Origin of the sequence: Pseudomonas sp. A-B-19 (genome assembly GCF_019947515.1) — a bacterium.
Taxonomy (GTDB): Bacteria; Pseudomonadota; Gammaproteobacteria; order Pseudomonadales; family Pseudomonadaceae; genus Aquipseudomonas.
The window spans coordinates 39978-59501 of the sequence record NZ_JAGYGN010000022.1 but is presented as its reverse complement, the minus strand read 5'-3'; the positions used below and the strand labels follow the sequence as shown (position 1 = coordinate 59501).

Sequence of the window (19524 nt, the reverse complement as noted above, 5' to 3'; positions counted from 1 at the left end):
AGTAGGCCGCGGATTATAGCGACGGTTTCGCGGCTGTGCCATCTGAAAAAGCCATTACGGTTGTACGAAGAAATGTCGCGGCAAACTCCTCCGCTGTCAGGGGCAGGCTGACGATGTAGCCCTGGATTTGCTCGCAGCCCTCGGCGGCGAGGAATTGTTGTTGCGCCAGGGTCTCGACCCCTTCGGCAATCACGGTGAATGGCATGCTGCGCCCGAGCGCGATGATGGCCCGTACGATCGCCGCATCATGGGGGTCGTCCGGCAGGCCGCGGACGAAGGATTGATCGATCTTGAGGATGTCCAGTGGCAGGCGCTTGAGGTAACTCAGGGACGAGTAACCGGTGCCGAAGTCATCGATGGCCAGTTGCACGCCCAGATGTTTGAGTTGGTGCAGCACCGCCAGGGCTTCTTCGGCCTGGCTCATGATGAAGTTTTCGGTGATTTCCAGTTGCAGGAAGCCGGGGTTGAGGCCGTTGTCCTTGAGCAACTGCTCGATACGGCCCAGCAGGTTGGGTTGGCGCAATTGGGCGCCGGCAAGGTTGACCGACAGCGGGCCGGGGCTTCCGTACAGCCGGTGCCATTCGGCCATCTGCCGGCAGGCGGTTTCCAGGACCCAGTCGCCGATTTGCAGGATCATGCCGTTTTCTTCAGCCAGCGGGATGAAGTGTTCTCGCGGCACGTCGCCAAAGGTCGGATGGCGCCAACGGATCAGGGCTTCGGCACCGACCAGGCTGTAGTCTTCGAGGCTGATTTTCGGTTGGTAGCACAGGTGCAACTCATTGCGTTCGATGGCGCGGCGCAGTTCGTGTTCCAGCGCCACGCGTTCGCTGGCCTGGGCGGTGAGGTCGCGGGTGTAGCTTTCGACACGGTTGCGGCCCTTGGCCTTGGAGCGGTACATCGCGGCGTCGGCGTTCTTGATCAGTGTGGCAACGTCGCAACCATCTTTCGGATAGAGGCTGGTGCCGATGCTGGCGCTGATGAAAAACTCGTGTTCGCCAGCCTGGAACGGTGCGGCGAAACAATTGAGCAATTTGGTGGCGATGTGGTCGGCGTCGCTGGATTGTTGCAGGCCCGGCAACAGAATGATGAATTCGTCACCACCCAGGCGCGCTACGGTGTCGATATCGCGCAGCTGCTCCTTGAGGCGTACGGCGATGCCCTTGAGCAGCAGGTCGCCGACCGGGTGGCCGAGGCTGTCGTTGATGTGCTTGAAGCGGTCAAGGTCGAGGAACAGCACAGCGCCCTGGCCGCCGTTTTCCTGCTGGTTGTTGAGCGCCGTCAACAAGCGGCTTTCGAACAGCGTGCGGTTCGGCAGACCGGTCAGCGGGTCGTGATGTGCCTGGTAGTCGAGTTTGGCCTGGGCATGCTTGAGGCTGGAAATGTCGGCGAACACCGCGACAAAGTGGGTGATGAACTTGTCGCGGTTGCGCACGGCGCTGATGGTCAGCCAGCTCGGGTACAGCTCGCCATTCTTGCGCCGATTGGATATCTCGCCTTGCCAATGACCTTCGGCGGTCAATTGATGCCACATGGCTGCGTAGAATGCGCTGTCATGCAGGCCCGAGGCGAGCAGGCGCGGCGTGTGGCCCAGCGCTTCGCTTTCGCTGTAACCGGTGATTTCGCTAAACGCACGGTTGACTGCGCTGATGTGCTGCTGGGTATCGGTGATCAAAACGCCTTCGGCGGTGCTTTCGAACACGGTGGCGGCCTGTTGCAGTTTTTCCTGCATCAGGTGCCGCTCGGTGATGTCCCGGGCGATGGTCAGCATGCAGTCCTCATCGCCAATCGGCAGTGGACGGCTGGACACTTCACAAAGGCGGATCTGCCCGTCGCTGCGGCGGATATGGCAACTGAAGTCGCGGACAAAGCCGTCCCGGTGCAGCAGGTCGAGCATTTGCTTGCGCTCATTGAGGTTGACCCAGATTCCCAGGTCCAGCGCGGAACGATCCACCGACATGGCGCTGTTGAACCCGGTGATGCGGCTAAAACCGTCGTTGACCTCCAACAGCAAGCCATCGCTTTGCCGCGACAGCAGCAAGCCATCGGGGGAGGCATGGAAAGCCTTGGCGAATTTTTCTTCGGAGGTTTGCAGCTGTTGCTGGGTTTCCTTGAGCTGGGTGATGTCCCGCACCACGACCACCAGCGCTGCTGTCATGTCGAGGTTGAACGGTTCGGCGGAGATCAGGCCGGTAAACACCTGGCCGTTGCTGCGACGAAAGGGCATTTCCAGGTTGCGGATGCTGCCGGCCTGCAAGCGTTGCAACAGGCCCGGCCCAACACCGGGAATCCCCCAGATGTTCAGGTTGGTGGCGGTCTGGCCAACGACGTCCTCGGCCTTGAGGCCGATCTGTTCTTCGAACGCTTCGTTGACTTCCAGCAGGCAACCGTCGCTCAGGCGCGCGATCACCAGAATGTCCGGGCATTGCTGGAACACGGACGCGAACTTCTGTTCCGACAGGCGCAGCGCTTCTTCGGTGCGCTTCGCGTCAGTGATATCGATCATCAGCCCGCGCAGCACCGGCTCATGCCCGTGTTCGATCAGGCTGACGATATCGCGTACCCACAGGCAGCGGCCGTCGGCGGTGATCACCCGGTAGTCGAGGCGGTGATCACGCCCGGCCAGCACTTCGTGATCGCAGAATGTCTGGGCGCGGGTCAGGTCGGCGGGATGGATGATATTGCGCCAGAAGCCCGGAATCAGCCAATGGGACAGGGGATAGCCGAGAAGGTCTTCGGCGTGGGGGGATACATAGCTGTAGGTAAAGTCGGTGACCTTTGCTTCCCAGGCGATGGCCGACAGGCTCTCCACCAGGCCGCGGTAGTGGTATTCGCTGCTGCGCAGTTCCTGTTCAAGGTCGACCCTGCGGGCGATTTCCGAGCTCAAGCGACGGTTGATGCGGATAACCACCGCCAGCACGGTAGTCAGCAGCAGCAATCCGGGCAGGCCATACACCAGCAGGTCACTCCAGAACGTTCGATGATCGAGGACGTTGCCAACCCAATGCTCCTGAATGGCGCTGATTTCAGCGGGGCTCATGTCCGCCAGGACTTTGTCGAGAATGCCGACCAGCAACTTGTTGTCGCGAGGTACAGCCATAGCCAGTTGATAGCGATAGGGGGTTTCACCGCTGACATACAACCCATCTAGCTTGAGTTGGCGCAGGCTCCAGACGCTGGAAGCCAGATCGCCCACCACGGCGTCTACTTCGTCGGTGGCCAGTGCCTGTAGCGCCGAGCTGACGTTGCGCATCGCCACCAGGTTCAAGTCGGGATGGTGGGTGCGCAGCAGTTCGTGGGGGGCGTAGTTTTCCACCACGGCGATTTTCAGGCCGTACAGTTCTTTCAGGTTGTGTGGCTGGGGGCCCCCTACATGGGCCAGGATGACAATCGGAAAGTCCAGATAGGGACGGGTGAACGACAAGTATTTCTGGCGTTCCGGGGTCGACATGATGCCCGGCAGCAGGTCCAGTTTGCCCTTTTTGGCCTGTTCCAGGACGGCGGTCCAGCTCACCGGCTCGATGGGTGTGAGCCGGGTTGCCAGCCTTTTGCGGATGAGCTCGATGTAATCCGCGGCAAGGCCCTGGTAGCGACCCTCATCGTCGCGAAACTCGAAGGGCGGCCACGACGCATCGACACCCAGGCGCAAGTCTGGGTGAGCCGCCAGCCAGCTACGTTCTTCGTCGGTTAGAGTCAGCGCGCCAGCCGTTGCGGTCCAGGTCATCAGCGACAGCAAAAAAAGCACGGTCGGCAGTCTGGGCATAACGGTCTCGTTATGGCTCGGGGGATTGTTTCGAGTGTAGACGGGCTACGGGGCGGAGGGGGGAGGTGCGCAGATATTAATCTGCCATAAAACAAAACCCCCGGCCTGGGCCGGGGGTTCTGGTATCACTCGTCGAGGAAGGAGCGCAGATGCTCGCTTCTCGTCGGGTGGCGCAGCTTGCGCAGTGCCTTGGCTTCGATCTGACGAATCCGCTCACGGGTCACGTCGAACTGCTTACCAACCTCTTCGAGGGTGTGGTCGGTATTCATGTCGATACCGAAGCGCATGCGCAGTACCTTGGCTTCACGGGCAGTGAGGCCGGACAGCACTTCGCGAGTCGCTTCCTTAAGGCTCTCAACGGTTGCAACATCGATTGGCGACTGCATGGTCGAGTCTTCGATGAAGTCACCCAGATGGGAGTCTTCGTCATCACCGATCGGGGTTTCCATGGAGATCGGCTCTTTTGCGATCTTCAATACCTTGCGGATCTTGTCCTCAGGCATTTCCATGCGTTCGCCCAGCTCTTCCGGGGTCGGTTCGCGACCCATTTCCTGCAGCATCTGCCGGGAAATGCGGTTGAGCTTGTTGATCGTCTCGATCATGTGCACCGGAATACGGATGGTGCGGGCCTGGTCGGCGATCGAGCGAGTGATCGCCTGACGGATCCACCAGGTAGCATAAGTCGAGAATTTGTAGCCGCGGCGGTATTCGAACTTGTCTACCGCTTTCATCAAGCCAATGTTGCCTTCCTGGATCAGATCGAGGAATTGCAGGCCACGGTTGGTGTACTTCTTGGCGATCGAGATCACCAGACGCAAGTTGGCTTCAACCATCTCTTTCTTCGCGCGGCGGGCCTTGGCCTCACCGATCGACATGCGACGGTTGATGTCCTTGATTTCGGCGATGGTCAAACCGGTTTCGGTTTCCAGCGCGGTCAGCTTCTGCTGGCAACGAATGATGTCCGGTTGCAGGCGACCAATGGCTTCAGCGTATTTGCTTTTGCCTTTGGCCAGTGCATCGGTCCAGCTTTCGTCGACTTCATTGCCCGGGAACTGGCGCAGGAAGTCTGCACGCGGCATGCGCGCATCACGAACGCAGAGCTGCATGATTGCGCGCTCTTGCTGACGCAGGCGATCCAGGGCACTGCGAACACGCTCGACCAGGCCTTCGAATTGCTTCGGCACCAGTTTGATCGGCATGAACAGCTCGGCCAGGGCCAACAACTCGGCAATTGCCGCCTTGTTGTTGCGGCCGTGCTTTTTCAGCGCCTTGCGGGTGATTTCCATCTGATCGGCCACAGCGCCGAAACGCTGTGCGGCGATGACCGGATCCGGACCGCTTTCGGCTTCTTCCTCGTCGTCGCTCGCTTCGGCGTCGTCGTCATCCGTATCGTCGTCGGCCTTGGCGGCTTTCGCGTCGATCGGCGGCGGCACTTCGGCGGCAGGCGGCGCGATGCCGTCGTCCGGGTCGATATAGCCGCTCAGGACGTCGGACAGGCGGCCACCTTCGGTGGTGACGCGGGTGTACTCGGAGAGAATATGGTCAACCGTGCCAGGGAAGTGCGCGATTGCGCCCATCACTTCACGGATGCCTTCTTCAATACGCTTGGCGATTTCGATTTCGCCTTCACGTGTGAGGAGCTCTACCGTACCCATTTCACGCATGTACATGCGCACGGGGTCGGTGGTGCGACCAATGTCGGTCTCGACCGCTGCCAACGCTGCGGCCGCTTCTTCAGCGGCCGCCTCGTCGGTATCGGCGTCGGCCAGCATAAGGGCATCCTTATCTGGAGCAACCTCGAATACGTTGATCCCCATGTCGTTGATCATGCGGATGATGTCTTCCACCTGTTCCGGATCTGAAATATCCTCCGGCAGGTGGTCGTTGACCTCCGCGTAAGTCAGGTAGCCCTGCTCACGACCCAATAGGATCAACTCTTTGATACGAGACTGCTGTTGCGCTTTTCCGGACATAACACCCTATCCACTGAAGGTCTTGGCGGGCAAAAAACAAGCCGAGGATTATACCTGAGCAATGACCTCACGCGCCAGTTGAGGTCGGGTTTGATGCGGAAACATTGCGACTCAAGAGGTCGCGCAGTTGATTTTTCTCTTCGCTGGTCAATTCGCTTTGACGTGCTTTTCTAAGAAGTTGTTCCAGGTTTCGCTCGCGTTGGCGTGCCGACAAGCTAGTAATGGTGTCGAAAAACTGTTGTTCAAGGTTGTCTCCATCAATCAGCCATTCCTTTTCCGCCAGGGCCTTGAGCAAGCGACCTTGTTCTGTGCCGTGCCAACGAGCGATCAATTGAATTGAGTTTAGCTTGGGATTCTTCTGCACAGCTTCGAGCAGCGCCACCAGCAATTGTGTGTTGGTGTGATCCTCGGCGGCGAAGTGCCCGGCATCCTCGACTTTTTCGGCCAATTGCGGGTGATGCAGCAGCGTACGCAAGGCGGCGAGCGTCGGCGGCTCTACGGCGGCGGGCACCCGTGGCGCGCGGGGTTGATCACGGTCGCCGCCCCGCTTGCCATTCTTGTCCCATGGTTTCTTGTCCCATTTCTTGCCTCCTGCACCCGGCTTCTTCGGCGTCCATTCTTGCTGCGGCACATACATTTCCTGTGCCTGCGGCTGATGATAGTCGCTGTAATCGGGCATTGCGTCGTAATCGATGCCCGGGTCGTAGGCAGGCGGTGCTTCTTGCGGGGCGCTTTGTGCCAGCTGGCTCACCGCTTCGCCGCTAAGGCCGGTGATTTCGCTCAGGCGCTGACGCATCAAGGTGCGCAGGTTGGCGCCGGGGACTTTGTCGATCAGCGGCGCGGCGAGGGTGGCCATGTGGGCCTTGCCCTCGAGCGAGCGTGGGTCGGCTTCTTCCGTCAGTTGCTGGAAGAAATAATCGGCCAGGGGCTGCGCGTGCTGGTTGATCCGTGCGCGGAAGGCATCGGTGCCTTCGGAGCGGACCAGGGTGTCCGGGTCTTCGCCTTCGGGCAGGAACAGAAAACGTGCGCGACGACCGTCCTGCAGGCTCGAAAGTGTCGCCTCCAGCGCCCGCCAGGCCGCATTGCGGCCGGCCTGATCGCCATCGAAGCAGAACAGTACGCTGGGCACGACGCGAAACAGCCGCTTGAGGTGTTCCTCGCTGGTGGCGGTGCCCAGGGTCGCGACGGCATTGCGCAGGCCTTGCTGGGCCAGGGCGATGACGTCCATGTAGCCCTCGACGACGATGATCTCGTCGAGGTTGCGGTTGGTCTTGCGCGCTTCGTACAGGCCGTAGAGTTCCTGGCCTTTATGGAAAACCGGAGTTTCCGGGGAGTTCAGGTACTTCGGCTTGTCGTCGCCCAGCACCCGGCCGCCGAAGGCGATGACGCGCCCGCGGCTGTCGCGGATCGGAAACATCACGCGGTCGCGGAAGCGGTCGTAACGTTTGCCGCTTTCGGCGTTTTCGATCAGCAGGCCGGCATCGATCATGGCTTTTTGTTGCAGGGTATCGCTGCTCAGGTGCTTGAACAGGTTATCCCAGCCGGGTGGAGCAAAGCCGAGGCCGAAGTCCCGGGCGATTTCGCCGGTCAGCCCGCGACCTTTCAGGTATTCCACGGCGGCCTTGCGCGATGGATGGCTTTTCAGGGCCTGGCGATAGAAATCGGCAGCGGCGCTGAGTAGCGGATACAGCGGCGAATCGGTTGGCTGTCGCGGTTTGTGCGGCCGGCCGCTTTCTTCGCGGGGGATTTCCATGCCGGCGGCTTTGGCCAGTTCTTCGACAGCCTGGACGAAATCCAGGTTGTCGTGGTCCATGATGAAGCCGAGGGCGTTGCCGCCAGCGCCGCAGCCGAAGCAGTAATAGAACTGCTTGTCGGGGCTGACGCTGAATGACGGAGTCTTTTCTTTGTGGAACGGGCAGCAGGCGGTGTGATTCTTGCCGGCCTTTTTCAATTGCAGGCGCGAGCTGACCACATCGACAATGTCGGTGCGGTTCAGAAGGTCGTCAATGAAGCTCTGGGGAATTAGCCCGGCCATGGCGTTCTCGTCATCTGCGCTGAAAAGGGGTCCGAAACGTACGGCGACCGAACGCGGTCATCGTTTGAGGCGCGCAAAGTGTGCGGCTCGACCAGTGTCGTCTGCGTAATCGCTGTCGGGAAGTGTATCTGCCGAAAATCCGCTGACGTTAATGCCAATCAGTATTCGACTGTTTGAATGTGTTGCGCTGAATCCGCTGCGGCCAATCATGGCCCCGGATAGCTCATCATCTGGCACGCAAGCAGGTGCCTTGGGCTGATCGTCGTGAGAGGAATCAGTGGGTGTGCTCGTCAGTAGCCTTGAAAGGCTCGTCAGAAAAGACGTGCACCGCTGGCAAAAGAGCCAGGTCTGACGCGATGAAGCAGATTTGTCTCGGTCGCGTCTGCGGCTTTGACAGTGAAGCATCAAGCGTTTTACGCAAATGCCATAAGCCCGGCTGAGGGCCGGGCTTGGCAGAAGCTTGCTACGATCGTCTGTGTATTAGTACAGACGAACGGCGCGGCGCTGTTCGCGCTGAACTTTCTTGGCGTGACGCTTAACAGCGGCTGCTGCTTTGCGCTTACGCTCAGAAGTTGGCTTCTCGTAAAATTCGCGGCTACGAACTTCAGCCAGTACACCGGCTTTTTCGCAGGAGCGCTTGAAACGACGCAGAGCTACGTCGAAGGGTTCGTTCTCTTTTACTTTGACGGCTGGCATCCAGAGCTACCTTCATTCATTACCGGGGTCAACATCCTCGCGGCAAAAGAGCACTTGAAGACGTCGGTTTTTAAGGGTTGCGGATGTTAACCCCTCAACGCGCGGAATGCAAAGCCTCTGATCGAAAACCGCTGGTCGGGGCATCACACGACGACTATTATGCGCGCCTTCGAATTCAGCCTAAACAAGGCGCAAACCCATGCTAGTACTGGGATTAGAAACCTCCTGCGACGAAACCGGCGTCGCATTGTATGACAGTGAGCGCGGCCTGCTGGCCGATGCACTGTTCAGTCAGATCGACCTGCATCGCGTCTACGGTGGTGTGGTGCCGGAGCTGGCTTCGCGCGATCACGTCAAACGCATGCTGCCCTTGATTCGTCAGGTGTTGGCTGAAGCCGACTGCGTGCCGACCGAGATCGATGCGATCGCCTACACTGCGGGTCCTGGCCTGGTGGGCGCGTTGCTGGTAGGGGCGTCCTGTGCTCAGGCGCTGGCCTTTGCCTGGGGCATTCCGGCCCTTGGCGTGCATCACATGGAAGGTCATTTGCTGGCACCAATGCTGGAGTCGCAGCCGCCGCAATTCCCGTTCGTCGCTTTGTTGGTCTCAGGCGGCCATACGCAATTGGTTCAGGTCGACGGAATTGGTCAATACACGCTCCTGGGGGAAACCCTGGATGACGCTGCCGGCGAAGCCTTCGACAAGACGGCCAAGATGATGGGCCTCAATTATCCGGGTGGGCCGGAGATCGCTCGCCTTGCAGAGCAGGGCGTTGCAGGACGTTTCGTCTTCCCGCGTCCGATGTGCGACCGCCCGGGCCTGGATTTCAGCTTCAGTGGCCTGAAAACCTTTGCGTTGAACACCTGGCAGCAGTGCGTCAGCGCCGGGGACGACGGCCAGCAAGCCCAATGCGACATCGCGCTGGCGTTCCAGCAGGCCGTGGTGGAGACTTTGACCATCAAGTGCAAGCGCGCCCTGAAAGCCGCCGGCATGAAGCGCCTGGTGATCGCTGGGGGCGTCAGTGCCAACAAGGCGTTGCGCACCTCCCTGGAAAAAATGCTCGGCGACATGAAGGGCGATGTGTTTTATGCCCGTGCGCAGTTCTGCACCGATAACGGCGCGATGATCGCCTTTGCCGGCTGCCAGCGCTTGCAGGCCGGTCAGCGGGAAAGCCTGGCGATCAGTGTGCAGGCGCGTTGGCCGATGGAGCAGTTGTCGGCGTTGTAATGAGCTGCGCTCATGCCCGGCCCCTAAAAATGCCGTTCGCGCCCGGCAAACAGGTCGCGTAGATTGCCGCGATGGCGCCAGACGATCAGCCCGGTGAGCGTGCTCATGGGCAGCAGGGCCACCGGTTCTTGCCAGGCCAGCAAGGGCAGGGTCAGTGGCGTGGCGATCAGCGCGGCCAGGGAGCTGGTGCGGGTCAGGTAGAACGTCAGGAGCCAGGCGCAGACCGCCAGAAGGGCTGCGGGCGGGTACAGTCCCAGTAACATGCCGGCAGCAGTGGCGACACCTTTGCCGCCGCGAAAGCGAAAGTACAGCGGAAACAGATGACCGATGACGGCATAGACGCCGATCCAGGCTTGCTCCTGCTGCGAAAGGCCCGCAAGGCGTGCAATCAGTACCGGCAGCAGGCCTTTGCAAAGGTCGCCGAGCAGGGTCAGGATGGCGAGCTTCTTGCCGGCCAGGCGCAACATGTTGGTGGCACCGGCATTGCCAGAACCACTCATTCGCGGATCGGGGTTACCGGTCAGGCGGCTGAGCAAAATGGCAAAGGACAGAGAGCCGAGCAGGTAGGCGAGGATCGCCAATAACCAAAACATGCTAACTATTCCGGGCGAGGAAGCCCTGATTCTAACGGCGCATTGCGCCCTTGTCGTGTAGCGGAGAGAAGTGCTTGGACAGAGTGTTTATCGAGGGCCTGGAAGTCGACACCGTGATTGGTGCCTACGACTGGGAACGAAACATCCGACAGTGCCTGCGTCTTGATCTGAGCTTCGCCTGGGATAATCGCCCGGCCGCGGCCGGTGATGACCTGACCCTGGCGCTCGACTACGCCAGTGTTTCCTCACGCATTCAGGCGTTTGCCGAGCAGGCGCAGTTCCAGCTGGTTGAAACCTTTGCCGAGCGCCTGGTTGAAGTGCTGATGAACGAATTCAAGATCACCTGGGTGCGTCTCAAGCTGACCAAGCCAGGTGCGATTCCTGCCGCCACCGGCGGCGTGGGCGTGGAGATCGAGCGCGGATGTCGCTGACTCAGGTGTACCTCGGGCTCGGTAGCAATATCGAGCGTGAAACCCATTTGCGGGCAGGGCTCGATGCATTGGCGGAGTTCCTGGTGGATATCCGTTGTTCGGCGGTGTTCGAAAGCCAGCCGGTGGGCATCAAGAGCGGGCCATTCTTCAATTTCGTGGTGTCGGCGTACACCGATCTGCCATTGACGGAGCTGGATCGGCGGCTGAAATTCATCGAGGCAGATAACGGTCGTTATGCACCGGATCGCCGAGGTTTGCCGCTGGATATCGACGTGTTGCTGTTTGGTGATCTGGTGGGCAACTTCGATGGCTTGATCTTGCCGCGGGCAGAAATTCTGAAAAATGCTTTTGTTCTGTGGCCGTTGTCGTTGATAGCACCGGATCGCGTGCATCCGGGTGCAGGCAAGAACTTTGCGACCTTGTGGAGTGAGGCGCAGATTGATCAAGTGTTGGCGCCGGTAGCTTTCGAGTGGCGCGGCGAGCAACTGACGCCCTCTGATTTGCTGTAAAACAAAAAGATCGCAGCCTTCGGCAGCACCTACAGGACGCATATCAATCCATGTAGGAGCTGCCGAAGGCTGCGATCTTTTGATCTGCTTAGGCTTTTTCCTTGTAAGCCTTCAGTGCCCTGAGCCGCTCGCGCTTGATCGCCTCCCCCAACTCCGGCCCCTTGAAGCCTTGTTCCAGCAGCGGCTGAACCGCAACGCTGCGAGCAGCGGTTGCTGCGCCGCGCAAATAATCCGCCTGTGGATAACTTCTTTCTTCCAGTCCTTTGCGTCCACGCGCATCCATCTCACATGCCGCGATGAACTCCTCGAACCGCTGTGGTCGACGGAAGACGTCGAAGCTTTGCAGCAGTTCCAGCAATGTCGATGGCTTCAGTTCATGGGCACGATGCCCGTGGGTGTGATACTCGCCCACCAGTAGCGCCAGTTCCTGGCAGTCTCTCGGCACCTTGAAGCGCTCATTGACCGCTTTGATCAGCTTCAGCCCCTTGAACTCGTGGGCAATGTGTCGCGGCCATTCCTGCTCTGGCGTCAGGCCTTTGCCCAAGTCGTGCAGCAGGCAGGCCCAGCGCACGGTCAGTGGCTGTTTGTGTATGGCGGCTTGCTGCAAAACGCACAGGGTGTGCGTGCCGGTATCGATTTCCGGGTGATGGGCCGGGGGTTGTGGTACGCCGAACAGCGCCTCGACCTCGGGCATCAGTACCTTGAGTGCGCCGCATGCGCGCAAAACCTCAACAAACACCTGTGGCTGATCTTCCATCAGTGCGCGGGAAATTTCCTTCCAGCTGCGCTCCGGGGTCAGCGCCTCAAGTTCGCCTGACTCGCTGAGTTGACGCATCAACTCCAGGGTTTCCGGGGCAACGGTAAAACCCAGTGTCGCGTAGCGCGCCGCGAAGCGGGCAACACGCAGGACCCGGAGCGGGTCTTCGGCAAATGCCGGGGAAACATGGCGAAGCAGGCGTGCTTCGAGATCGCGCTGCCCGTGGTACGGGTCAGTCAGGTTTTGCTGATCGTCTTCGGCCATGGCATTGATGGTCAGGTCGCGACGGATCAAGTCTTCTTCGAGGGTGACTTCAGGGCTGGCGTGAAAAGTGAACCCGCCGTAACCGCGCCCGCTTTTGCGCTCAGTGCGGGCGAGGGCATATTCCTCACCGCTTTTTGGATGAAGGAACACCGGGAAGTCCGCGCCCACCGGGCGAAAGCCCTTGGCGAGCATTTCTTCGGTGGTGGCGCCGACCACGACCCAGTCGATGTCGGTAACCGGTTTGCCCAGCAGGCGATCACGAACCGCACCGCCGACCTTATAAATACGCATAAAAAACCTCCGTTAGCTCGACAGGATAACCGTTGCGTCGAGCTTTCGGAGGCGCAAAGCGGATCAAAGATGGATGACGGCCAGGTCCAGGCGGCCGTAATCGCCTTCGCTGTGCTCGCTTCTGGGCGGCACATGATGGGTTTTCATCACCTGATCGCCCTGCAGGGTTTCCAGGTGAATGTCGAAACCCCATAGGCGGTGCAGGTGTTTGAGCACTTCTTCGGTCGAGTCCCCCAGCGGTTTGCGGTCGTGCTGCTGGTGGCGCAGGGTCAGGGAGCGGTCGCCACGGCGGTCGATGCTGTAAATCTGCACGTTGGGTTCGCGATTGCCCAGGTTGTATTGCGCCGCCAGGGTTTCACGGATGATGCGGTAGCCTTCTTCATCGTGGATCGCTGGCACCAGCAGATCGTCCTTTTGGTCGTCATCGAGAATGCTGAACAACTTCAGGTCCCGGATCACCTTCGGCGACAGGTACTGCAGGATGAAACTCTCATCCTTGAAGCTGCTCATGGCGAACTTGATGGTGGACAGCCAGTCGGTGCCGGCAATTTCCGGGAACCAGCGGCGATCTTCCTCGGTGGGTTCTTCACACATGCGCCGGATGTCCCGGTACATGGCAAATCCGAGAGTGTAGGGGTTGATTCCGTTGTAGTAAGGGCTGTCGAAGCCCGGCTGAAAAACCACGCTGGTGTGGGATGTCAGGAACTCCATCATGAAGCCGTCGGTGACCAGGCCTTCGTTGTACAGATCATTCATCAGCGTGTAATGCCAGAACGTTGCCCAGCCTTCGTTCATCACCTGGGTCTGGCGTTGAGGGTAAAAATATTGAGCGATCTTGCGCACGATCCGCACGATTTCCCGTTGCCACGGCTCCAGTAGCGGGGCGTGTTTTTCGATGAAGTACAGGATGTTTTCCTGAGGTTCGGCAGGGAAGCGTGCGTTGTCCTTGTCGCTGAACTTGTCCGCGCCCTTGGGGATGGTTCGCCACAAATCGTTGATCTGCTTCTGCAAATGCTCTTCCCGATCCTTTTGCCGACGGCGTTCTTCCTCGGCGGAAATCGGATAAGGGCGTTTGTAGCGGTCGACCCCATAGTTCATCAGCGCATGGCAGGAGTCGAGCAGGTCCTCGACCGCGTCGATACCGTGGCGTTCTTCGCATTGCATGATGTACTGCTTGGCAAACACCAGGTAATCGATGATCGAACTGGCGTCGGTCCAGGTGCGGAACAGGTAGTTGCCTTTGAAAAAGCTGTTGTGCCCGTAGCAGGCATGGGCCACCACCAGCGCCTGCATGCAGATGGTATTTTCTTCCATCAGGTAGGCGATGCATGGGTCGGAGTTGATCACGATCTCGTACGCCAGCCCCATCTGGCCGCGGGTGTAGGATTTTTCAGTACTGAGGAAATGTTTGCCGTAGGACCAGTGGTGATAACCCAGCGGCATACCGACGGAAGCGTAGGCGTCCATCATCTGCTCGGCGGTGATTACTTCGATCTGGTTCGGGTACGTATCGAGGGCGTAACCTGCCGCAATACGACTGATTTCGCGGTCGTAGGCCTGGATCAGCTCGAACGTCCATTCGGAGCCGGTGGAAATGGGTTGGCGCTTTTGCTCTTTGGCGGTCATGTCACTAACCTGCGCTGGAAGAGTTCACGGAAGACCGGATAGATATCCCCGGCCGAGACCAGTTGTTGCTGGGCAAAAGTGTCGGAAAAGGCTTCGGCGATGCGCTCGTACTCGAACCACAGGGCCTGGTGTTCGCGCGGGGTGATCTCAACGTAAGTGTAGTACTGCACGAATGGCATGATCTGGTTGATCAGGATGTCACGGCAGATCGGGGAGTCATCGTTCCAGTTGTCGCCGTCGGAGGCCTGGGCGGCGTAGATGTTCCACTCGTTGCTCGGATAGCGCTCGGCCATGATCTCCTGCATCAGTTTCAGGGCGCTGGAGACGATGGTGCCGCCGGTTTCCCGGGAGTAGAAAAACTCCTCCTCGTCCACTTCGCGGGCGCTGGTGTGATGGCGGATGAAGACTACGTCGATCTTTTCGTAGTTCCGCTTGAGAAACAGGTACAGCAGGATAAAGAAGCGTTTGGCGATGTCCTTGGTCGCCTGGGTCATCGAGCCGGACACGTCCATCAGGCAGAACATCACAGCCTTGGAGCTGGGATTGGGTTGCTTTACGAGCAGGTTGTACTTGAGGTCGAATGTGTCGAGAAACGGTATGCGGTGAATGCGCGCAGTGAGTTTTTCGATTTCAGCTTCTATTTCCTGAATATCGCCGAAATTGTCTGGCTCTTCCTGCTTGATTCGAAGAAGTTCTTCTTTTGCTTCGCGCAGTTTCGCCCGGCTGCTGCCGGACAGGGCGATTCGCCGGGCGTGGGCTGAACGCAGGGTGCGGATGATGTTGATCCGCGACGGGTTGCCTTCGTTGCTGATCCCGGCCCGCACGGTCTTGAAGGTATCGGTGCCGGTCAGGTTGCGCTTGACCAGGTTGGGCAGTTCGAGATCCTCGAACATGAATTCGAGGAATTCTTCCTGGGTGATCTGGAAGACGAATTCGTCCATCCCTTCGCCGGAATTGCCGGCCTTGCCGGGGCCTCTACCCCCACCGCCTCCCGGTGGGCGGGCGATATGTTCACCGCTGGTGAATTCCTTGTTGCCCGGGTGCACGATCGTCTGCTTGCCGCCGCGACCGTGGTGGAGCACCGGCTCGTCGATGTCGCGGCCGGGAATACTGATTTGTTCGCCGTGTTCCATATCGGTAATGGAGCGCCGGCTGACCGCCTCTTCGACAGCCTTCTTGATGTGGTCACGGTAACGCCGCAGAAACCGCTGACGGTTCACCGTGCTCTTGTTCTTGCCATTGAGACGTCGGTCGATCACATAGCTCATGACTGCTCCTTAGAAGCTGTCCTGAAAGGGGCGAGCGGTGATGCAGCATCGAACCGAGAGCCGAGGGATATTGAACGCTCCCCCCAAGCGCTTTGGATGCTGCCTGAACTCGCTACCGACTTTCGAACACCTCCCAGAGGCCTGTGTAACAGAAAAGCCCACACAGGTCTCTGGCTGACGACAACCGGTCTGACCGGCAGCGGGTTATTGTGATTTTCTGACCCGCAGGTACCACTCGGACAGCAGTCGCACCTGTTTGTCGGTGTAGCCCCGCTCGACCATCCGTGTGACGAAGTCGTTGTGTTTTTGCTGGTCCTCTTTGCTGGCCTTGGCATTGAAGCTGATGACTGGCAGCAGGTCCTCGGTGTTGGAGAACATTTTCTTCTCGATGACCACCCGCAGTTTTTCGTAGCTGAGCCAGGTCGGGTTCTTGCCGTTGTTGTTGGCCCGGGCACGCAGGACGAAGTTGACGATTTCGTTGCGGAAATCCTTCGGATTGCTGATGCCGGCCGGCTTCTCGATTTTCTCCAGTTCTTCGTTCAACGCTACGCGGTTGAGGATCTCGCCGGTTTCCGGGTCGCGGTATTCCTGGTCCTGGATCCAGAAGTCGGCGTACAGCACATAGCGATCGAAGATGTTCTGGCCGTACTCGCTGTAGGACTCGAGGTAGGCGGTCTGGATCTCCTTGCCGATGAATTCGATATAGCGCGGTGCCAGGTACTCCTTGAGGAAGCGCAGATAGCGTTCGCGGGTCTCCGCCTGGAACTGTTCCTGTTCGATCTGTTGTTCCAGCACGTAGAGCAAATGCACCGGGTTGGCGGCAATTTCGTGCGGATCGAAGTTGAACACCTTCGACAGGATCTTGAACGCGAAACGGGTGGAAAGACCGTTCATGCCTTCGTCGACACCGGCGTTGTCGCGGTATTCCTGGATCGACTTGGCTTTCGGATCGGTGTCCTTGAGGTTCTCGCCGTCGTACACGCGCATCTTCGAGTAGATGTTGGAGTTTTCCGGCTCCTTGAGGCGCGAGAGCACGGTGAACTGGGCCAGCATCTTCAGGGTATCCGGCGCGCAATGAGCCTTGGCCAGCGAACTGTTGAACAGCAGCTTGTCGTAGATCTTCACTTCGTCACTGACCCGCAGGCAGTACGGCACTTTGACGATGTAGATCCGGTCGATGAAGGCTTCGTTGTTCTTGTTGTTGCGGAAGGTATGCCATTCCGATTCGTTGGAGTGGGCCAGCAGGATCCCGGTGAACGGAATCGCACCAAGACCTTCGGTGCTGTTGTAGTTGCCTTCCTGGGTAGCCGTCAGCAATGGGTGCAGCACCTTGATCGGTGCCTTGAACATTTCGACGAACTCCATCAGGCCCTGGTTGGACCGGCACAGTGCGCCCGAGTAGCTGTAGGCATCGGCGTCGTTCTGTGGGAACTCCTCCAGTTTGCGGATATCGACCTTACCCACCAGTGCCGAGATGTCCTGGTTGTTTTCATCGCCCGGTTCGGTCTTGGCCACGGCGATCTGATTGAGGATCGACGGATAGAGTTTGACCACGCGGAACTGGCTGATGTCGCCACCGAATTCGGCCAGGCGTTTGGTGGCCCATGGCGACATGATGGTATTGAGATAGCGCCGTGGAATGCCGAAGTCCTCCTCGAGGATCGCGCCATCTTCGGTGGCGTTGAACAGACCCAGGGGGGATTCGAAAACCGGCGAGCCCTTGATCGCATAGAAGGGCACTTTTTCCATCAGTTGCTTGAGCTTTTCGGCCAGGGACGATTTACCGCCACCGACGGGGCCGAGCAGGTAGAGGATCTGTTTCTTCTCTTCCAGGCCCTGAGCGGCGTGGCGGAAATACGACACGATCTGGTCGATGCATTCTTCCATCCCGTGGAAGTCTTCAAAGGCCGGATAGCGGCGGATCACCTTGTTGGAAAAGATTCGCGACAGTCTCGAGTTGGTCGAGGTGTCGAGCAGCTCCGGTTCTCCGATGGCCAGCAGCAAGCGCTCGGCGGCGGAAACATAGGCGCTGCGGTCTTTTTTGCACAGCTCCAGGTACTCTTGCAGAGAGAGTTCTTCCTGGCGTGTGGACTCGAAGCGTTGTTGGAAGTGGCTAAAGATACTCATGACGTCACCTCGCTCGATACGTGGAGCCGACGCCGGATCACTCAGTCGATGCTGGCAGCAACCGAACAGGCGGTTGCTGTTTACCCCCCAGAACTCCCTCAAGGCTTACCGCCCCGAAAGCTACTCCCGATGATCCGTGCGCCGGTGTACCGGCTCTCCCCTGTTTTGGATGGCCTGCGCTTAAGGATAGTTGGGAATTTGGCAGGGAAAGGCAAGATGCGTAATTGTTTGTGGCAGACCGTTCGTCTGCCACCGCGCCAGCCCGCGGGAGCCGGGGCCTGCAACGTTGCAAAAAAATTATTCGCAGGTGCCTTGCGCGGTTTCTGCTGGATAGGTCGTACGCCACAACTCAAATCCGCCGTCCATGCTGTAGACGTCGGAGAAGCCCTGGCTGATCAGGTAGGCGGCCGCGCCCTGGCTGGAATTGCCGTGATAACAGACCACCACGGTCGGTGCGTCGAGGTCGGCACCCTGGATGAAAGCGTGCAGGGAGTGATTGTCCAGATGCCTGGAGCCTGTGATGTGCAGGGCGGCAAAAGTGGCCGGGTCACGGACGTCGACCACCACCGCGCCTTGTTCGCGCAGGGCCTGGGCCTGTTCCGGGGGGATACGTTTGAATTCGCTCATGGCGGGCTCCTGTGGCTCGGCTGAATGGGCAGTCTAGCGCGGGGCGCTGGCTGGCGATGATTGGGGAATGAATGAGGCGACTGGCGGCACGGCATGACCGTGTTCGTCGCATTTGCAGGACAGGCGCTCACCGCTGTCGACGTTCATCAGGGTCAGGGCGCCGCCCCAGACGCATCCGGTGTCGAGGGCCGAAACACCCGGTTCGTTGCACTTGCCCTCCAGTGCGGCCCAGTGACCGAAGATGATTTTCACATCCCTGGTCTTGCGTTCCTTGTGCTGGAACCAGGGCTTGTAGCCAGGTGGTGCGGTATCGAGGCCTTCCTTGCTCTTGAGGTCGAGTTTGCCTTCGGCGGTGCAGAAACGCATGCGCGTGAAATAGTTGGTGATCACCCGCAGGCGCGTCACGCCTTTGAGGTCGTTGTCCCATTTCGCCGGATCGTTGCCGTACATGCCATCGAGGTAAGGCGGCAACAGGTTGTCGTCACGCAAGGCGGTTTCGACTTCGGCTGCGCACTTCAGGGCTTTGCGCAGCGACCACTGGGGTGGAATGCCGGCATGGACCAGTGCAATGTTGCGCTGTTCGTCGTAGTGCATGAGCTTTTGCTGGCGCAGCCATTCGAGCAGTTCGGCGCAATCCGGTGCTTCAATGATCTCGCGCAGGGTATCGGCCTTCTTCAGGCGTTCGATGTTGCGTCCGGCTGCCAGCAGGTGCAAGTCGTGGTTGCCGAGCACACACACCAGCGATTCGCGAATGCTGTAGAGAAAGCGCAAGGTTTCCAGGGACTGCGGGCCGCGATTGACCAGGTCGCCCACCAGCCACAGACGATCCTGTTGTGGGTCGAACGCCACTTGTTCGAGCAGGCATTGCAGGGCTTGAAGGCAGCCCTGCAGGTCACCGACAGCGTACGTCGCCATCAGTGCAGGGCTCCGGGCACCGCCAGGCGGAAGGGCGCGATGATGGCATCGAAATGTTTGCCGTCGTCGGAAAGCATCTGATAGGTGCCTTGCATGGTGCCGACCTTGGTGGTCATGACCGTGCCGCTGCTGTAGGTGTGGCTTTTGCCAGGTTCGATCAACGGCTGCTGACCTACCACGCCTGCGCCGCGCACTTCTTCGACATGCCCGTTACCATCGGTGATGACCCAGTGCCGTGAAAGCAGTTTGGCGGGCATTTCGCCATTGTTTAGCACGGTGATGGTGTAGGCGAAGGCAAAGCGGTCGTGCTCGGGTTGCGATTGTTCTGCCAGATAACGGGTGACGACGCTGACGTCGACCTGATAACGAGGATCGGACATGCAAGGGGCCTTAAAAACGAAGCGGGACGCGGGGCGTAGCTGATGGA

At 59.2% G+C, this 19524-nt stretch carries 15 protein-coding genes; 3 read left to right on the top strand and 12 right to left on the bottom strand.

The genetic code is table 11. The annotated features are described in order from the left end of the window. Positions 1–13 precede the first annotated feature (13 nt). The 4 genes from KGA81_RS21990 to rpsU all read right to left on the bottom strand — a co-directional run bounded on the left by KGA81_RS21990 (position 14) and on the right by rpsU (position 8464). On the bottom strand, positions 14–3760 hold the full coding sequence (locus tag KGA81_RS21990; protein WP_223548406.1) for a bifunctional diguanylate cyclase/phosphodiesterase: 3747 nt from the start codon (positions 3758–3760) through the stop codon (positions 14–16). A 125-nt stretch (positions 3761–3885) separates the two neighbouring features. Further along, the gene (rpoD, locus tag KGA81_RS21985) at positions 3886–5733 is read right to left on the bottom strand and encodes an RNA polymerase sigma factor RpoD (RefSeq protein ID WP_223548403.1); all 1848 of its coding nucleotides are present in this window, start codon (positions 5731–5733) and stop codon (positions 3886–3888) included. A 67-nt stretch (positions 5734–5800) separates the two neighbouring features. After that, positions 5801–7768 (bottom strand): DNA primase, encoded by a 1968-nt coding sequence (dnaG, locus tag KGA81_RS21980; protein ID WP_008051597.1) that lies wholly within the window; start codon positions 7766–7768, stop codon positions 5801–5803. 480 nt (positions 7769–8248) lie between these two features. Beyond that, complete coding sequence (gene rpsU, locus KGA81_RS21975; protein ID WP_002551877.1) at positions 8249–8464, bottom strand: 30S ribosomal protein S21; 216 nt, start codon at positions 8462–8464, stop codon at positions 8249–8251. A 199-nt stretch (positions 8465–8663) separates the two neighbouring features. On the opposite strand from rpsU, the gene tsaD reads away from it, so the two are divergent. Then, positions 8664–9689 (top strand): tRNA (adenosine(37)-N6)-threonylcarbamoyltransferase complex transferase subunit TsaD, encoded by a 1026-nt coding sequence (gene tsaD, locus KGA81_RS21970; RefSeq protein ID WP_223548400.1) that lies wholly within the window; start codon positions 8664–8666, stop codon positions 9687–9689. Between the two features lie 23 nt (positions 9690–9712). On the opposite strand, the gene plsY is transcribed toward tsaD, so the two are convergent. After that, a complete protein-coding gene (gene plsY, locus KGA81_RS21965; protein WP_223548388.1) occupies positions 9713–10282 on the bottom strand; it encodes a glycerol-3-phosphate 1-O-acyltransferase PlsY in 570 nt (189 codons plus the stop codon). A 74-nt stretch (positions 10283–10356) separates the two neighbouring features. Between plsY and folB the strand changes: the two genes are divergently transcribed. Both folB and folK read left to right on the top strand, forming a co-directional pair. Continuing rightward, positions 10357–10713, top strand: a complete 357-nt coding sequence (gene folB, locus KGA81_RS21960) for a dihydroneopterin aldolase (RefSeq protein WP_223548385.1) — start codon at positions 10357–10359, stop codon at positions 10711–10713. Further along, complete coding sequence (folK, locus tag KGA81_RS21955; protein ID WP_223548382.1) at positions 10704–11222, top strand: 2-amino-4-hydroxy-6-hydroxymethyldihydropteridine diphosphokinase; 519 nt, start codon at positions 10704–10706, stop codon at positions 11220–11222. Before folB ends, folK begins: the two co-directional genes overlap by 10 nt. Positions 11223–11310: 88 nt before the next feature. On the opposite strand, the gene KGA81_RS21950 is transcribed toward folK, so the two are convergent. The 7 genes from KGA81_RS21950 to apaG all read right to left on the bottom strand — a co-directional run bounded on the left by KGA81_RS21950 (position 11311) and on the right by apaG (position 19477). Beyond that, entirely contained in the window at positions 11311–12534 is a 1224-nt protein-coding gene (locus KGA81_RS21950) for a multifunctional CCA addition/repair protein (RefSeq protein WP_223548379.1), read from the bottom strand. Positions 12535–12597: 63 nt separating this feature from the next. Next, positions 12598–14160, bottom strand: a complete 1563-nt coding sequence (locus KGA81_RS21945; RefSeq protein ID WP_223548377.1) for a SpoVR family protein — start codon at positions 14158–14160, stop codon at positions 12598–12600. After that, positions 14157–15428: a YeaH/YhbH family protein gene (locus tag KGA81_RS21940; protein WP_223548375.1), complete on the bottom strand. Its 1272-nt coding sequence runs from the start codon at positions 15426–15428 to the stop codon at positions 14157–14159. Before KGA81_RS21940 ends, KGA81_RS21945 begins: the two co-directional genes overlap by 4 nt. A 204-nt stretch (positions 15429–15632) precedes the next feature. Next, the gene (locus KGA81_RS21935) at positions 15633–17555 is read right to left on the bottom strand and encodes a PrkA family serine protein kinase (protein WP_218431083.1); all 1923 of its coding nucleotides are present in this window, start codon (positions 17553–17555) and stop codon (positions 15633–15635) included. A gap of 297 nt (positions 17556–17852) precedes the next feature. Beyond that, positions 17853–18182, bottom strand: coding sequence for a thiosulfate sulfurtransferase GlpE (gene glpE / locus KGA81_RS21930; protein WP_223548373.1), 330 nt, complete (start codon positions 18180–18182; stop codon positions 17853–17855). 33 nt (positions 18183–18215) lie between these two features. Continuing rightward, a complete protein-coding gene (locus KGA81_RS21925; protein WP_223548370.1) occupies positions 18216–19097 on the bottom strand; it encodes a symmetrical bis(5'-nucleosyl)-tetraphosphatase in 882 nt (293 codons plus the stop codon). After that, entirely contained in the window at positions 19097–19477 is a 381-nt protein-coding gene (apaG, locus tag KGA81_RS21920) for a Co2+/Mg2+ efflux protein ApaG (RefSeq protein WP_223548368.1), read from the bottom strand. The genes KGA81_RS21925 and apaG overlap by 1 nt, the downstream gene beginning before the upstream one ends. Between the last annotated feature and the right edge of the window lie 47 nt (positions 19478–19524).

What these genes read in the sequence shown, in the direction of transcription:
- KGA81_RS21990 (WP_223548406.1), bottom strand. Translation starts at nt 3,760, where the DNA reads ATGCCCAGACTGCCGACCGTGCTTTTTTTGCTGTCGCTGATGACCTGG.
- rpoD (WP_223548403.1), bottom strand. Translation starts at nt 5,733, where the DNA reads ATGTCCGGAAAAGCGCAACAGCAGTCTCGTATCAAAGAGTTGATCCTA.
- dnaG (WP_008051597.1), bottom strand. Translation starts at nt 7,768, where the DNA reads ATGGCCGGGCTAATTCCCCAGAGCTTCATTGACGACCTTCTGAACCGC.
- rpsU (WP_002551877.1), bottom strand. Translation starts at nt 8,464, where the DNA reads ATGCCAGCCGTCAAAGTAAAAGAGAACGAACCCTTCGACGTAGCTCTG.
- tsaD (WP_223548400.1), top strand. Translation starts at nt 8,664, where the DNA reads ATGCTAGTACTGGGATTAGAAACCTCCTGCGACGAAACCGGCGTCGCA.
- plsY (WP_223548388.1), bottom strand. Translation starts at nt 10,282, where the DNA reads ATGTTTTGGTTATTGGCGATCCTCGCCTACCTGCTCGGCTCTCTGTCC.
- folK (WP_223548382.1), top strand. Translation starts at nt 10,704, where the DNA reads ATGTCGCTGACTCAGGTGTACCTCGGGCTCGGTAGCAATATCGAGCGT.
- KGA81_RS21950 (WP_223548379.1), bottom strand. Translation starts at nt 12,534, where the DNA reads ATGCGTATTTATAAGGTCGGCGGTGCGGTTCGTGATCGCCTGCTGGGC.
- KGA81_RS21945 (WP_223548377.1), bottom strand. Translation starts at nt 14,160, where the DNA reads ATGACCGCCAAAGAGCAAAAGCGCCAACCCATTTCCACCGGCTCCGAA.
- KGA81_RS21940 (WP_223548375.1), bottom strand. Translation starts at nt 15,428, where the DNA reads ATGAGCTATGTGATCGACCGACGTCTCAATGGCAAGAACAAGAGCACG.
- KGA81_RS21935 (WP_218431083.1), bottom strand. Translation starts at nt 17,555, where the DNA reads ATGAGTATCTTTAGCCACTTCCAACAACGCTTCGAGTCCACACGCCAG.
- glpE (WP_223548373.1), bottom strand. Translation starts at nt 18,182, where the DNA reads ATGAGCGAATTCAAACGTATCCCCCCGGAACAGGCCCAGGCCCTGCGC.
- KGA81_RS21925 (WP_223548370.1), bottom strand. Translation starts at nt 19,097, where the DNA reads ATGGCGACGTACGCTGTCGGTGACCTGCAGGGCTGCCTTCAAGCCCTG.
- apaG (WP_223548368.1), bottom strand. Translation starts at nt 19,477, where the DNA reads ATGTCCGATCCTCGTTATCAGGTCGACGTCAGCGTCGTCACCCGTTAT.